Below are 13371 nucleotides of genomic sequence, written 5' to 3'. Positions count from 1 at the left end.
GCGCAGAAATCAGCGTTAATCTGTGATTGTGGAACACGGAATCTGCGCGTTGAGCGTTGTGCCGGTGCGCGCGGAGCCCACCGATAAAGCCGAAATCGTCACCCAGCTCATCTTCGGCGAGTGCTATTCCATTCAACTCACCCAGGGCATGTGGATCCAGATCCGGACCACCGCCGACCAGTACGTGGGCTGGATGGACCTCAAGCAACACACGCCCGTGAGTTCGGAGTACCTGGCCGCCTGGCAGGCCCAGGACCACCCGCGCACGTTGGATGTGGTGCAGATGGTAAGCTGCCCCAACACGCGCATTCCGGTGCAGTTGGGCTCACGCCTGCCGTTTTTTGATGGTATGACACTGCGCGTCGGCGAGCAGCAGATGTTTTATAACGGGGCCGCCACCAACCCGCTGAACGGCCACGGCCCGCACGGCCCCGTGGACCAGCGCCTGCGGCTGCTCCAGAAAATGGCCCTTACGTATCTGAAAGCGCCCTACCTGTGGGGCGGTAAAAGCCTGTTCGGCATCGACTGCTCGGGGCTGATGCAGCAGCTCTACGGCCTGATTGGGGTGCAGCTCCCGCGCGACGCCCGCCAGCAGATCAACCTAGGCCTGCCCGTGCACTTCGTGGCCCAGACCCAGCCCGGTGACCTGGCCTTCTTCGACAACGCCGACGGCAACATCGTGCACGTGGGCCTGTTGCTGGAGGATCAGCAGATTCTGCACGCCAGCGGCGAAGTCCGCATCGACCCGCTCGACCACAACGGCATCTTCCACCGCGACCGGCAGAAGTACACCCACAAGCTGCGCCTCATCAAGCGCCTGCTGGCCGAGTAGGAGGGGAGCATGAAGAGGTGCCTAGTTGTGGGGCGCCAGTGCCGATTGGGCATCCGTGCAGCTTGCGGCGTTACCCCAGAAACTAAACTTTCCGGCTGTTGTTAATGCGCTAAGAATCATCTAGCTTTCGCTGTACCCGATGATTCCTCCCCAAGCGCGTATGGATCAAAAAGTCTTAGTCCTGAATGGCGACTATACCGCCATAACGCTGTGCAGCGTGCAGAAAGCCTTCGTCCTGCTGTTTCTCGATAAAGCCGAGATGATAGCCCGGTCGGAGAGTGGCGTATTGCGCACCGTGAGCACCACGTACCCCAAGCCCAGCATCATCCGGCTGCAGCGCTACGTGCGGGTGCCGTACAAGGGCATTGCCCTGAGCCGCCACAACATCATGAAGCGCGACCATTTCGAGTGTCAGTATTGCGGCGCCACCAAAAACCTCACCCTCGACCACGTGCTGCCCCGTTCCCGCGGCGGCGACAGCAGCTGGGGCAACCTGCTCACGGCCTGCTCGCGCTGCAACCACGCCAAAGGCCACCGCACGCCGCAGGAAGCCGGCCTCACCATCAGGCAACAGCCCAAAAAACCCACCTTGTCCGGGTTTCTCAGGCTCAGCGCCGGCACCATCGACCAGAACTGGCACGCCTATCTCACCCACTAAACCGGTAGCATTTGCTGCCGGTTTTTTTGTGCTGTGTCGTGGCCGGTGGCTGGCCGCGGTGCGGCGCTCTTGCAACCGTTTTTCAGCGGGCGGGCTCTCCTGGGAGAACTTACCCGATACCTGTTATGAAAAATCTGTTGCTGATTCTGGGCCTGTTGCTGAGCTGCGCGGCCTGCAAAAAAGAAGACGATGCCACCCCCGGTGGTGTGAGCATCCGGGTGCGCAACACCAGCCCGTTTGCTTTCGAAAGCGTGCTCGTCAACACGTCAGATGGGGAAAACAGCTACGGTCAGCTGGCCGCCGGGCAGAGCACCGACTACAAGTCGTTTGCCAGCGCCTACCGCTATGCCTACGTCAGGGTATTGGTCAATGGGCAGGAGGTAGTGTGGCAGCCCATCGACTATGTGGGCGAGCAAAAGCTGGCAGACGGCAAATACACCTACGTGCTGGGCATTGAAGACCTGGCCAACCGCCGCATCAGCCTCGTCCTCGAAAAGGAATAGCCTGACGCAAAAACACATCGGCCCGGCTTCCTTGGAAGCCGGGCCGATGTGTTTGTCAGATGCCTGAACGGCAGAGAGTGTGGACTAGCGGTTCTCGTCGCTGCGCACTGTGCCGCTGGTAGCAAACTCCACCAGGTCGCGGTTCAGCTTGTCTTTCTCCGTGATGAACAGGCCGTGGGGCGCGCCGTCGTAGGTTACGTACGTGGCGTGCTTGAGGTGCTGGTTCATCCGGTCACCGCTGTTCTTGATCGGCACCGTCTTGTCGTCGTCGCCGTGAATGACCAGCGCGGGGACGCTGATGGTTTCCAGGTCGCGGCGGAAGTCGGTTTCAGCAAACGCCTTGGCGCAGCCCAGCGTAGCCTGCTGCGAACCCAGGGAACCCATATTGAACGACCAGTCCAGTACCGCCTGGCTGACGGGGTTGCTGAGGGTACTTACACCGTAGAAGTCTTTACCGAATGCCTGCAGGAATCCGAAACGGTCGTCTTTCATCTGCTCGGTCATGCCCTCGAACACCGACTTGTCTACGCCGTCGGGGTTGTCGTCGGTTTTGAGCAGGAATGGCGTCACGGCCGACACGAATACCACTTTGGCCACGCGGGCACCGCCGTGGCGGCTCATGTAGCGGGCTACTTCACCGCCGCCCATCGAGAAGCCGACCAACGTTACGTTCTGCAGATCCAGCTCATCCAGCACCGCCTTCAGGTCGTCGGCCAGCGTATCGTAGTCGTAGCCTTCAAAAGGCTTGGTAGAATTGCCGAAACCGCGGCGGGTGTAAGCCACCACGCGCAGGCCATGCTTGGGCAGCTCGCCCAGCTGGTAGTTCCAGGCCTCGTGGGTCTGGGGCCAGCCATGAATCAGGACTACCGGCTGGCCGGTGCCTTGGTCGGTGTAATGCAGTTTGATGTCGTTGCCGTTGGCGTCCTGGCCGGCTTTGATGTAGCTCATACGAGTAAGATTGGCGTGGTTGAGAGATTAGTGTTTATACATACGCCGGATCGGGCCATTGGATAGGGGCTCGCCAAGATTTTGTACACCGCCTCCGAATATGCTTCCTTTGACCTGATGCGCTATACCCTTTCCTCTGCTCCGACGGCTGCCCGCCTGGCAGGCCTGTTGCTCGGCACCAGCTTGGCTGCCTGCCAGTCCAACTCCTCCGATAAGGCCACCACGGCCAGCAAACCCGCCGCTGAAGTTGCTGCCGCCGCCACCGCCCCACCCGACTCGCGGGGCGCCTGGTACCGGCAGTACCGGGGCGTGCTGCCCGGCCAGCCCACCGATACCATCACGCTACACCTACAGGTGTGGCCCGCCGGAACCGAGTTCGGCGGCGTGGCCGCCAGCTACACCGGCCCCGACGGCCACCCGTTCGATCTGAACGGTACGGCCGGCCCCGCCGATAGCCTCACGTTGCAGGACTACGCGCCCGAGCACGGCGCTAGTGGCAGCCAGCCAATCGTGTGGCGGCTGCGCCGGCAGGGCAGCCTGCTTACGGGCACCGTTGGCGGCCGTCCCGTAGAGCTTCGGCAGGGGCAGCCCGCTGGTAGCATCCAGCTGGGGTCGCGCTTTTTCCAGGATTCTGTGGCGGCTTTTCCCGAAACGCCCGGCACGCCCTACGCGCAGCAGCGCCTGCTGGCCTTGCTGCCCGCTTCAGCCAGTACCTCCGGCACCCTGCAGGAAAGCCTGCTGCGCGGCCTGCGCGCCGATACCGTGGATACCCAGCCGGCCCCGACCCTGCCAAAGCTCTGGCAGCAGCGCCTCCAACAATTCACCGAGGACTACCGCCAGGACGCCGCCGGCAGCCGCCCCGAGCCCGGCGACACCTCCTCGCCGGCCTTCGGCATCGGCCTCCGCTACGATGAGCAGCAGCTGATGCACGTGCTTTGGAATCAGGCACCACTACTCAGTATCGGCTATTTCAGCTACAGCTACACCGGCGGCGCGCACGGCATGTACGGCACCAGCGCCGCCACCTTCGACACCCGCACCGGCCGCCGCCTCCGCTACGACGACATCTTCCGGGCCGGCACCCAGCCCCAGCTGGTGGCCCTGCTCGACCAGGCCGCCCGCCGCATGTTGGGGTTGGCGCCCGGCGCTTCGCTGGAAGGTCCGCTGTTCGTGAAGCACCTGCCTGCCACCCGCAACGTCTTCCTGACCAGCGGTGGCGCCGTGTTCATCTACTCGCCCTACGAAGTGGCTTCCTACGCGCAAGGCGAAATCCGGGTGTTCGTGCCGTTGGCGGAGTTGCGGCCGTTGTTGCGGCCGGGGCTGCCGGTAGCGGGCGGGGGCGAGGTGAGCCGGCCCTAGCCGCTGGCGCCAGCGTACATAATACCGGGATATGGACCGTTCGGCGGCCGCCTCGGGTTATGAAGCGGTATATTTACCGAATTCCTATTCACTGCCCTTCATGCACGCACCCAAATTTGCTGCTTCCCGCTCCTTTCATAAAGAGTTGAAGCTTCGCACCAGCGCCTACTTCGCCGAAGCCGGCAAAGACACCACCGGCGACTCCCGCCTGTTCGCCAAAGCCATCATCCTCACGGTGGCCTTCGTGGCGGTGTACCTGCACCTCGTGTTTCTGACGCCGCCCACGTGGCTGGCGCTGGCCGAGTGCGCCCTGCTGGGCCTCGTGGGCTCGGCCATTGGCTTCAACGTCATGCACGACGGCGCCCACGGCTCGTTCAGCAAGTCCCGCTGGATCAACCAGTTTGCGTCTTTCACTCTCAACGTGTTGGGTGGCAATAGCTTCATGTGGAACGTGAAACACAACCTCATCCACCACATGTACACCAACGTGGACGGCGTGGACGACGACCTCGACGCCCAGCCTTGGCTGCGCCTGAGCAGCACGCAGAAGCGCTACGGCTTCCACCGCTTTCAGCACCTGTACTTCTGGTTTTTCTACGCCCTGCTCTTCATTGCCTGGATTTTCTTCATGGATTACCAGAAGTATTTCAAAGGCAAAGTAGGGGAGATGCCTATCAAGAAGATGACGGCCACCGACCAGAGCGTGTTCTGGGGCTTTAAGGCGCTGCACCTGTTCCTGTTCGTGGCGTTGCCCATCTATACCGTGGGTTTCGTTTTCTGGATTGTGGGCTTCCTGGTGTTTGCCACCGTGGTTGGTTTCACCATGAGCATCGTGTTCCAGCTGGCGCACACTGTCGAGCACACGTCCTTCCCTATGCCCCACGAAATCACCAACAAGCTGGAAGACGAGTGGGCCATTCATCAAATCAAAACCACCGCCAACTTCGCTACCGATAGCAAAGTCATCAGCTGGCTGGTAGGCGGCCTCAACTTCCAGGTGGAGCACCACCTGTTCCCCACCATCTCGCACGTGCACTATCCCGCACTCAACAAAATCATCCGCCAGGCCTGCCTGGAGTTCGGCGTGGAGTACAACGAGTACCCCAAGATGCGCTACGCCGTAGCCTCCCACGTTGCGCATTTGCGCGAGATGGGCCGGGCGTAGAGTAGCAAGACGGTTTTATCAAACGAAAAAAGAGGTATCATGCAGTTGATACCTCTTTTTTCGTTTGATGAAATCGTCTACTATCTCAGGCCTTATTTTTCTAAGCTACATATCACTATTCGGCTGTCAAAAAGATGATTCTGTAGCAAAAGAAATCCGAATAGGCGGGCAAGCTATTGAATTACGAAAGGTTGCTGTAGCCAATGATTCTATACAAATATGGGTGCCAAGCTCGTGGGTAAAAATGGAAGTGCTACCCCTATTCGGGCCTTGTTATAAATGTGGCCCAGAAACTGAAATTAATACAAGAGTAAGTGACGGAAAAGCAGAAAAGCTGACTCTTTCAGTAGTGTCCTATTGTCGAGAAGCTAGCGTCATTCAAGCTGACAACTACAAGCAAACGTTTCTAAAAACTCTAGTAGAACAATATCTAGATTCGGAAAGAGGTAATGCGGTTCTATTGGATTCAGTGATCCAAGGACCAATAACAGCTATTGGAGTGAGGACAATTCGGAATCAAAAGGTTTCTTATGTGAAGCGCATAACAGCCAGAGGTCGGCGCAGAAGTGTATCCTTGATTCTCGAAGGACCGACGGATAAGCATACGATAGAGGCTTTTCAGGGTATTCAGCAAGAGATTATAATCAATCCTGCTTACCTCAATTAATCTGGTAAAGCCAGACACTGTTTACTGCCCCAAACTCCGTATCTTTGCCGCCCCGCCAGGGTGGTGGGCCGGCGCGTTTGCGCTGTGTATCAAACAAAAACGCGTTCCGGAGGCGGGCCCTGCGCCGGACGTGTACATGAGGGCCACTGCACAACACTATGGCAGAAGTAGTAGACAATTTCGACTGGGACAACGTTGGAGCCAGCGGCTTCGGTGGTAACTATACCGCTGAGCAGCGCGCCGAAATGGAGCAGATGTACAGCGACACGCTGACCACTGTCCAGGAGGAAGAAGTAATCAAAGGCACCGTGGTAGGTATCACCGACCGCGACGTAATCCTGAACATCGGCTTCAAATCCGATGGTTTGGTGCCCCTGTCGGAATTCCGCGACCTGACCGACCTCAAAATCGGCGACGAGGTAGAGGTGTTCATCGAAGACCAGGAGGATGCCAACGGCCAGCTGATCCTGAGCCGTAAGAAAGCCAAAATCAAGCAGGCCTGGAAATCCATCTACGATGCTCTCGAGAACGACACCGTTCTGGAAGGCGTAGTAAAGCGTCGCACGAAAGGCGGCCTGATCATGGACCTGGACGGCGTAGAAGCCTTCCTGCCCGGCTCGCAGATCGATGTGAAGCCAATCCGTGACTTCGACATCTATGTTGGTCGTCGTATGGAAGTGAAAGTGGTGAAAATCAACGCCGCTTTCGACAACGTGGTAGTTTCGCACAAAGTCCTGATCGAGAAAGACCTCGAAAAGCAGCGCGAAGCCATCCTCAACAACCTGGAGAAAGGCCAGATCCTGGAGGGCGTTATCAAGAACATGACCAACTTCGGCGTGTTCATCGACCTCGGCGGCGTAGACGGCCTGCTGCACATCACCGACATTTCGTGGGGCCGTATCGCTCACCCGAGCGAAGTACTGCAACTCGATCAGAAGCTGAACATCGTAGTTCTGGACTTCGACGAAGCCAAGAAGCGTATCAGCCTCGGCCTGAAGCAGCTGACTCCTCACCCATGGGATTCGCTCGGCGCCGACATGGGCGTTGGCTCGAAAGTGAAAGGCCGTATCGTGAACGTAGCTGACTATGGCGCGTTCATGGAAATCATCCCCGGCGTAGAAGGCCTGATCCACGTTTCGGAGATGTCCTGGAGCCAGCACCTGCGCAACCCGCAGGACTTCATCAAGCAGGGCGACGTAGTAGAGGCTCAGATCCTGACCCTCGACCGCGAAGACCGCAAGATGAGCCTCGGCATCAAGCAGCTCAGCGAGGATCCATGGACTCGTGGCGACTTCTCCGAGAAGTATGCCATCGGCAGCAAGCACAACGGCCTGGTGCGCAACCTGACCAACTTCGGCCTGTTCGTAGAACTGGAAGAGGGTGTAGACGGCCTGGTGCACGTGTCGGACCTGTCGTGGACCAAGAAAGTGAAGCATCCTTCGGAAGTCGTGAAAGTTGGCGACCGTCTGGACGTAGTGGTACTGGAGCTCGACGTGAACAACCGTCGTCTGGCCCTGGGCCACAAGCAGCTGGAAGAAAACCCATGGGATACGTTCCAGACGGTATTCACTCCCGGCTCGGTTCACAAAGCCACCATCACCGAGAAAACCGACCGTGGTGCCGTGCTCGAGCTGCCGTACGGCATCGAAGGCTTCGCGTATCCTAAGTCGCTGCAGAAGGAAGATGGCTCGCAGGCTGAAAACGGCGAATCGCTGGACTTCCGTGTAGTGGAATTCTCGAAAGAGGATCGCCGCATCGTGCTGTCGCACAACGCCGTGTACAACCAGCAGGCTGAGGAAGAAGGCCGCGCTTCGAAGTTCACGAAGAAGAAGCCAGCCGGCGCCGCCGGTGCTTCCACCCAGGGTGAAGGCAAACTGAGCGACCTCAAGAAGCCCGCAACGGCTGAAAAGTCGACCCTCGGTGACCTGGACGCGCTGAGCGCTCTGCGTGACAAGATGATGGGCAACGAGCGTCAGGCTGGTGAGCAGAAGCTCTCGGGCAAGGCTGCTCCAAAGGCTGAGGCTGCTGAAGCTGCTACCGAGGCTCCGGCCGAAGGTGGTGTGCTGGCTGCTGTGACGGGTGCTGCTTCGGCTGCCTTCGACAAAGCCAAGGAAGTGGTAGGCGACGCCGTAGAGGCTGCCTCGCACTCCGAAGCTTTCGAGAAAGCCAAAGGTGTTGCCGGTGACGTAGTAGACTCGGTGAAAAACGCCCTGTCGAGCGACGACGCTGCTGACAAGAAAGACGAAGAGAAAGCCTAAGCTTCCTGTTCGTTAGTGCAAGAAGGGCCCCGGCGCAAGTCGGGGTCCTTTTTTGTGCGGTTGGCCTGCTGGCTCTCGTGATGGCAGCAAGCCAGAACGGGTATTTGCGGGCTGAGCCGCAAGGTAGCGTCGGTGGTAACAGAAAATTTGCCGCACGATGCCAGCTACTTACCAGCTTCACCACGAAAACCTGGCTGCTGGCGTTGGCAGAAGCCGGAATATGCCGTATGTTTGCATCCTCAAAGCCCTGGTGACGTGACCGAGCGGCTAGGTAGAGGTCTGCAAAACCTCGTACAGCGGTTCGAATCCGCTCGTCACCTCTAGTTCCGCAACCCCCGCTATAGCCTTCCGGCTGGTAGCGGGGGTTGTTTCATTACGGCGAAGGCGCAACTCATCATTTCTACAGAATCGTTGCGTATCCTGCCGGTATGTATGCCGGTATGTATGCCGGTATGTATGCCGGTATGTATGCCGGTATGTATGCCGGTATGTATGCCATTGGCGTTAGATTCAGAACTTAAGTAGAACTCAGTATTCGATGAAAGCAGTCTTATCTCGCTGGGCGCTGGTGGTTGCGTTGGCTACTGCCCCGCTTGCCCAAACGGTAGCCCAGGTGGCGCCGGTGCCCGCCGACACTACCCGCAAGTTTGAAAACCCCGGCGGCGTGCCGGCCGCCGTGAAGCAGCCTTGGTACAAAGGCAAGCTGGTGAAAGCCACGATTGTGCCGGCCGTACTCATCGGCTATGGCGCGTACACCTTCAACGGCGGCGGCTTCTACACCAACCAGCAGGCCAACCGTGACATTCACCGCCTGTTCCCAACCTACCGCACCCGCCTCGATGACCTCTTGATTCTGGCGCCGTACGTGGAGCTGGGCGTAGTGGCGCTGGCCGGGGTGGAGTCGCGCAACGACCGGCTGAACGTGGGGCTGGTGGTGCTCAAGAGCGAGCTGTTCATGCTCGGAACGGTCTTCGCCGTGAAAAACCTCACCCGCGAAACTCGCCCCGATGGCTCCGACAACCTCTCCTTTCCTTCGGGGCACACGGCGCAGGCCTTCCTGGCCGCGAGCATCGTGCACACCGAGTTCCGCGACAAAAGCCAGTGGTACGGGGTGGGCGCCTACACCATTGCCACCAGCGTGGCGGCCCTGCGCATGATCAACAACAAGCACTGGCAGAGCGACGTGGTAGCGGGGGCCGGCTTCGGGATTCTGGCGGCGCACGTGGGCTACCTCACGCACCGTAACCGCTGGGGCCGCAAGCCGGGCCTGCCCAAGGGCATGAGCCTGACGCCAACGTGGCAGCCCGGGGGCGGCATGGGTATGGGCATGGTCTGGAACCTGCAATAGCCCCTAAACGGCCGTTCCGCGCGTCGGGCAGAAATCCGTGCTAGAGCGGCTCTCAGGTCGGTGTACCGCCTCGTTCTCGCGTCACGCCTCACCCCCCGGCCCCCTCTCCGAAAAGGAGAGGGGGAGCCAGCCGACTACTGACGGGACACCGACCTGAGAACCACTATAGATACCTTCCTATTGCTGCCCGAAGCGCCTGCACGAATGGCTGTTGGCCGCGTAGAAAGCTCTGGACTTTCTTTGTTGGCGTCATGTGGTGGATCTATGCGTTACTATCGGCCTTTTTCGCGGCCCTGACGGCTGTGCTGGCCAAAATCGGGATTCGGGGCGTTGACTCCAACCTGGCTACGGCGGTGCGCACGGTGGTGGTGCTGGTGCTGGCCTGGGGCGTGGTGTATTTCCGCGGCGGGCTGGCCGAAGTGCATACGCTCACCCGCACCAATCTGCTGTTTCTGGGGCTGTCGGGGCTGGCTACCGGGCTGTCGTGGATCTTCTACTTCCGGGCGCTGCAGCTTGGCAATGTGTCGCAGGTGGCGCCGGTGGATAAGCTGAGCGTGGCGCTGGCCATCGGGCTGTCGGTACTGTTTCTGGGCGAAAAGCTGACGTGGCAGACCGGGCTGGGAGCGGGCCTGATAGTGGCGGGTACGCTGGTCCTGATTCTGAAGTGAAGCGCCGGGAGCCTGATCCGGCGCGGCCTCCGGCGGAGCTGTCCGGGCTGGGCCGGGTGGGGGCTGCATTTTTTTATCCGGCGATGGATTCGGGTTTGATAATTTAAATAACTGATAGTCTGATAGTAAGCTAGAAAGGGGCGCGGCGGGGGTAAAAAGTGGCGGGTGCTGGCATTGCAGGCTCAAATCCCTACATTTAACTCCAGCGTACAACCCGCTCGACTCTGTTTCCACCCCTTTCGTTTTTATGAAGATTATTGACCTCCGCACCATGCGCGGGCCCAGCTTTTGGTCCGTCAAGCACTACAAGCTGATTGTCCTGAAAGTAGATATGCAGGAATTGGCCGACTCCTGGTCGAACAATTTTCCGGCTCTGGCGGAGCGCCTCCCGCAGCTGCTGCCTGAGCTGGGCCAGCCTCAGCCCAACGAGGCCGGCAAAGCCGCCCACAAGCACCCGCCCCTCACGGCCGAGCAGCTGCAGGACGGTGAGCCGCTGGGCCACGTAATTCAGCACGTGGCGCTGGCGCTGCAGCGCATGGCGGGCATGCCCGTGTACTGGGGCAAGTCGTACCCGGCGCATCAGGAAGGGGTGGAGTTTGTGGTGTTCAGCTACCAAGAAGAGCGCGCCGGCCGCATGGCTGCCGAAGCCGCCGTGCAGCTGGTAGAAGACCTCTGCGAGGGCCGCGACGTGAACGTGAAGGCCATTGTGGATGAGTTGCACGAAATCCGGGAAGAGGAGTTTTTTGGCCCCAGCACATGGAGCATCGTGTCGGAAGCGGCTTCGCGCAACATTCCGTATATCCAGCTCAAGAACAGCAGCATCATTCAGCTCGGCTACGGGGTAAACCAGAAGCGCATCTGGGCCACCACCACCAGCTACACCTCGCACGCCGGGGTGGAGGTGGCCGGTAATAAGAACCGCACTAAGGCTATGCTCAAGGACTCGGGCGTGCCCGTGCCCAACGGCACCACCGTGTACTCGGAGGACGGCCTCCGCGACGCCATAGAAGAACTGGGTTTTCCCATCGTGACCAAGCCGCTCAACGGCAACCACGGCAAGGGTGCTACCATCCGCATCATGAACTGGGACGATGCCGTGGAAGGCTTCAAGGCGGCTCAGCAATACTCCCGCGCCGTCATCGTGGAGCAGTTCATCCAGGGCGACGACTACCGCATGCTGGTGGTAGCGGGCAAGCTGATTGCGGTGGCCAAGCGCACCCCGGCCGCCGTGAAGGGCGACGGCAGCAGCACCATTCAGCAGCTGATCGACAAAGTCAACGAAGACCCGCGCCGCGGCTTCGGCCACGAAAAGGTGCTCACCAGCATCAAAGCCGACCAGCACACCATTGACCTGCTGAAAAACCAGGAGCTGACGCTGGACAGCGTGTTGCCGGCCGGCCAGGAAATGTACCTGAAGAGCACCGCCAACATCAGCACCGGCGGTACCGCCACTGACGTTACGGACCTCGTGCATCCCTACAACCTGCTGCTCGCGGAGCGCGTAGCTGGCATTGTGGGCCTCGACATCTGCGGCATCGACCTGCTGACCTCCGACATTGCCATTCCGCTCAACGAGACGCGCGGTGCCGTAATTGAGGTGAATGCCGCCCCCGGCTTCCGGATGCACATTTCTCCTACGGAAGGGTTGCCGCGCAACGTGGCTGCCCCGGTGGTAGACATGCTGTTTCCGCAGGGCAGCACCGCCCGCGTGCCCATCTTCGCCGTGACTGGCACCAACGGCAAAACCACCACCACGCAGCTGCTGGCGCACATCGTGGCCTCCAAAGGCTACAAAGTGGGCCACACCACCACCAACGGCATCTACATCCAGGGCGTGCAGCTGCAAAGCGGCGACTGCACCGGCGGCCAGAGCGCCGAGTTTGTGCTGAAAGACCCGACCGTAAACTTCGCGGTGCTGGAAACGGCCCGCGGCGGTATGCTCCGCTCGGGCCTGGGCTTCCATACCTGCGACGTGGCCGTGGTGACCAACGTGGCGGCTGACCACCTGGGCATGCGCGACATCTACACGGTAGAGGAAATGGCCGCCGTGAAAGGCGTGTTGCCCCGCACCGTGCGGAAAAACGGCTGGGCTGTGCTCAACGCCGACGACGACCTGGTGTACGCCATGCGCGAGAAGCTGGAGTGCCGGGTGGCCCTGTTCAGCATGAACGAGCATAGCCCCCGCATCCGGGAGCACGCCGAAAACGGCGGATTGGCGGCCGTGTACGAGGAAGGCTACATCACCATCTACAAAAACAGCTACAAGCTGCGCATCGACCGGGCCGCGGAGTTCCCCATCACGCTGGGTGGCCGGGCCACGTTCAACATTGAAAACTCGCTGGCGGCGGCCCTGGCCTGCTACTGCTACGGCTTCGACAAGGACGATATCAAGCTGGCCCTGCGCACGTTTGTGCCGTCGGCTACCAAAACGCCGGGCCGCATGAACGTGTACAAGTTCCCGACCTTCGAGGTGATTGTGGACTATGCCCACAACACCCACGGCATCGAGAAATTTGCTCAGTTCCTGGACGCCACTGAGGCTACTCACAAAGTCGGCGTCATCTCGGGCCTCGGCGACCGGCGCGACGAAGACACGCTGGGTTTCTCGCGCATCGCCGGCCGCATCTTCGATGAGATTGTGCTGCGCCAGGACCGCGACCTGCGCGGCAAGACCGCCGAGCAGCTCCGCGAAATCATGGAGCGCGGCCTGCGCCTCGACGCGCCGGAGGTGCCCATTACGTACATTGAAAACGAGATGGACGCCATCGACCACGTGCTGGCCACCGCCAAGCCCGGCTCGGTAGTCGTGATGTTCACGGAAAATATTGCCGCCACCCTGAAAAAGCTCGACGATTTCGAGGCCTCTTTGGCGCAATAACCTGCCCCGTGCATCCTGCCTCTGGCAGCAGAAAAAAAGAGCGCCGACCTGATGGTCGGCGCTCTTTTCTGTTCATACGAGTAAGGC

11 protein-coding genes and 1 tRNA gene are annotated in these 13371 nt (G+C 60.0%); 11 read left to right on the top strand and 1 reads right to left on the bottom strand.

The features are described from left to right. Positions 1–28 precede the first annotated feature (28 nt). The 3 genes from O3303_RS09900 to O3303_RS09890 all read left to right on the top strand — a co-directional run bounded on the left by O3303_RS09900 (position 29) and on the right by O3303_RS09890 (position 1993). The gene (locus O3303_RS09900; protein WP_269558261.1) at positions 29–832 is read left to right on the top strand and encodes a C40 family peptidase; all 804 of its coding nucleotides are present in this window, start codon (positions 29–31) and stop codon (positions 830–832) included. Between the two features lie 160 nt (positions 833–992). Next, on the top strand, positions 993–1490 hold the full coding sequence (locus tag O3303_RS09895; protein WP_269558260.1) for an HNH endonuclease: 498 nt from the start codon (positions 993–995) through the stop codon (positions 1488–1490). A 125-nt stretch (positions 1491–1615) separates the two neighbouring features. Continuing rightward, positions 1616–1993 (top strand): hypothetical protein, encoded by a 378-nt coding sequence (locus O3303_RS09890; RefSeq protein ID WP_269558259.1) that lies wholly within the window; start codon positions 1616–1618, stop codon positions 1991–1993. Between the two features lie 84 nt (positions 1994–2077). On the opposite strand, the gene O3303_RS09885 is transcribed toward O3303_RS09890, so the two are convergent. Next, positions 2078–2941, bottom strand: coding sequence for an alpha/beta fold hydrolase (locus tag O3303_RS09885; RefSeq protein ID WP_269558258.1), 864 nt, complete (start codon positions 2939–2941; stop codon positions 2078–2080). Positions 2942–3058: 117 nt separating this feature from the next. Between O3303_RS09885 and O3303_RS09880 the strand changes: the two genes are divergently transcribed. The 8 genes from O3303_RS09880 to cphA all read left to right on the top strand — a co-directional run bounded on the left by O3303_RS09880 (position 3059) and on the right by cphA (position 13284). After that, the gene (locus tag O3303_RS09880; RefSeq protein ID WP_269558257.1) at positions 3059–4300 is read left to right on the top strand and encodes a DUF3298 and DUF4163 domain-containing protein; all 1242 of its coding nucleotides are present in this window, start codon (positions 3059–3061) and stop codon (positions 4298–4300) included. Between the two features lie 100 nt (positions 4301–4400). Next, entirely contained in the window at positions 4401–5465 is a 1065-nt protein-coding gene (locus tag O3303_RS09875) for a fatty acid desaturase family protein (protein ID WP_269558256.1), read from the top strand. Positions 5466–5532: 67 nt separating this feature from the next. After that, entirely contained in the window at positions 5533–6132 is a 600-nt protein-coding gene (locus O3303_RS09870) for a hypothetical protein (protein ID WP_269558255.1), read from the top strand. Positions 6133–6290: 158 nt separating this feature from the next. Beyond that, the gene (rpsA, locus tag O3303_RS09865) at positions 6291–8390 is read left to right on the top strand and encodes a 30S ribosomal protein S1 (protein WP_269558254.1); all 2100 of its coding nucleotides are present in this window, start codon (positions 6291–6293) and stop codon (positions 8388–8390) included. 249 nt (positions 8391–8639) lie between these two features. Beyond that, a tRNA-Cys gene (locus O3303_RS09860) sits at positions 8640–8710 on the top strand. 218 nt (positions 8711–8928) lie between these two features. Beyond that, positions 8929–9738, top strand: a complete 810-nt coding sequence (locus tag O3303_RS09855) for a phosphatase PAP2 family protein (RefSeq protein ID WP_269558253.1) — start codon at positions 8929–8931, stop codon at positions 9736–9738. Between the two features lie 251 nt (positions 9739–9989). After that, positions 9990–10406 carry an EamA family transporter gene (locus O3303_RS09850; RefSeq protein WP_269558252.1) on the top strand — a complete coding sequence of 139 codons (417 nt, stop codon included), beginning with the start codon at positions 9990–9992 and terminating at the stop codon, positions 10404–10406. Between the two features lie 247 nt (positions 10407–10653). Then, positions 10654–13284 (top strand): cyanophycin synthetase, encoded by a 2631-nt coding sequence (gene cphA / locus O3303_RS09845; protein ID WP_269558251.1) that lies wholly within the window; start codon positions 10654–10656, stop codon positions 13282–13284. The last annotated feature ends 87 nt before the right edge of the window (positions 13285–13371 follow it).

Origin of the sequence: Hymenobacter canadensis (assembly GCF_027359925.1) — a bacterium.
Taxonomy (GTDB): Bacteria; Bacteroidota; Bacteroidia; order Cytophagales; family Hymenobacteraceae; genus Hymenobacter; species Hymenobacter canadensis.
Note: the sequence above shows the minus strand (reverse complement) of the source record. Positions and strands in the feature narration are given on the sequence as shown.

What these genes read in the sequence shown, in the direction of transcription:
- O3303_RS09895 (WP_269558260.1), top strand. Translation starts at nt 993, where the DNA reads ATGGATCAAAAAGTCTTAGTCCTGAATGGCGACTATACCGCCATAACG.
- rpsA (WP_269558254.1), top strand. Translation starts at nt 6,291, where the DNA reads ATGGCAGAAGTAGTAGACAATTTCGACTGGGACAACGTTGGAGCCAGC.
- O3303_RS09855 (WP_269558253.1), top strand. Translation starts at nt 8,929, where the DNA reads ATGAAAGCAGTCTTATCTCGCTGGGCGCTGGTGGTTGCGTTGGCTACT.
- O3303_RS09875 (WP_269558256.1), top strand. Translation starts at nt 4,401, where the DNA reads ATGCACGCACCCAAATTTGCTGCTTCCCGCTCCTTTCATAAAGAGTTG.
- O3303_RS09870 (WP_269558255.1), top strand. Translation starts at nt 5,533, where the DNA reads ATGAAATCGTCTACTATCTCAGGCCTTATTTTTCTAAGCTACATATCA.
- O3303_RS09880 (WP_269558257.1), top strand. Translation starts at nt 3,059, where the DNA reads ATGCGCTATACCCTTTCCTCTGCTCCGACGGCTGCCCGCCTGGCAGGC.
- O3303_RS09850 (WP_269558252.1), top strand. Translation starts at nt 9,990, where the DNA reads ATGTGGTGGATCTATGCGTTACTATCGGCCTTTTTCGCGGCCCTGACG.
- cphA (WP_269558251.1), top strand. Translation starts at nt 10,654, where the DNA reads ATGAAGATTATTGACCTCCGCACCATGCGCGGGCCCAGCTTTTGGTCC.
- O3303_RS09890 (WP_269558259.1), top strand. Translation starts at nt 1,616, where the DNA reads ATGAAAAATCTGTTGCTGATTCTGGGCCTGTTGCTGAGCTGCGCGGCC.
- O3303_RS09885 (WP_269558258.1), bottom strand. Translation starts at nt 2,941, where the DNA reads ATGAGCTACATCAAAGCCGGCCAGGACGCCAACGGCAACGACATCAAA.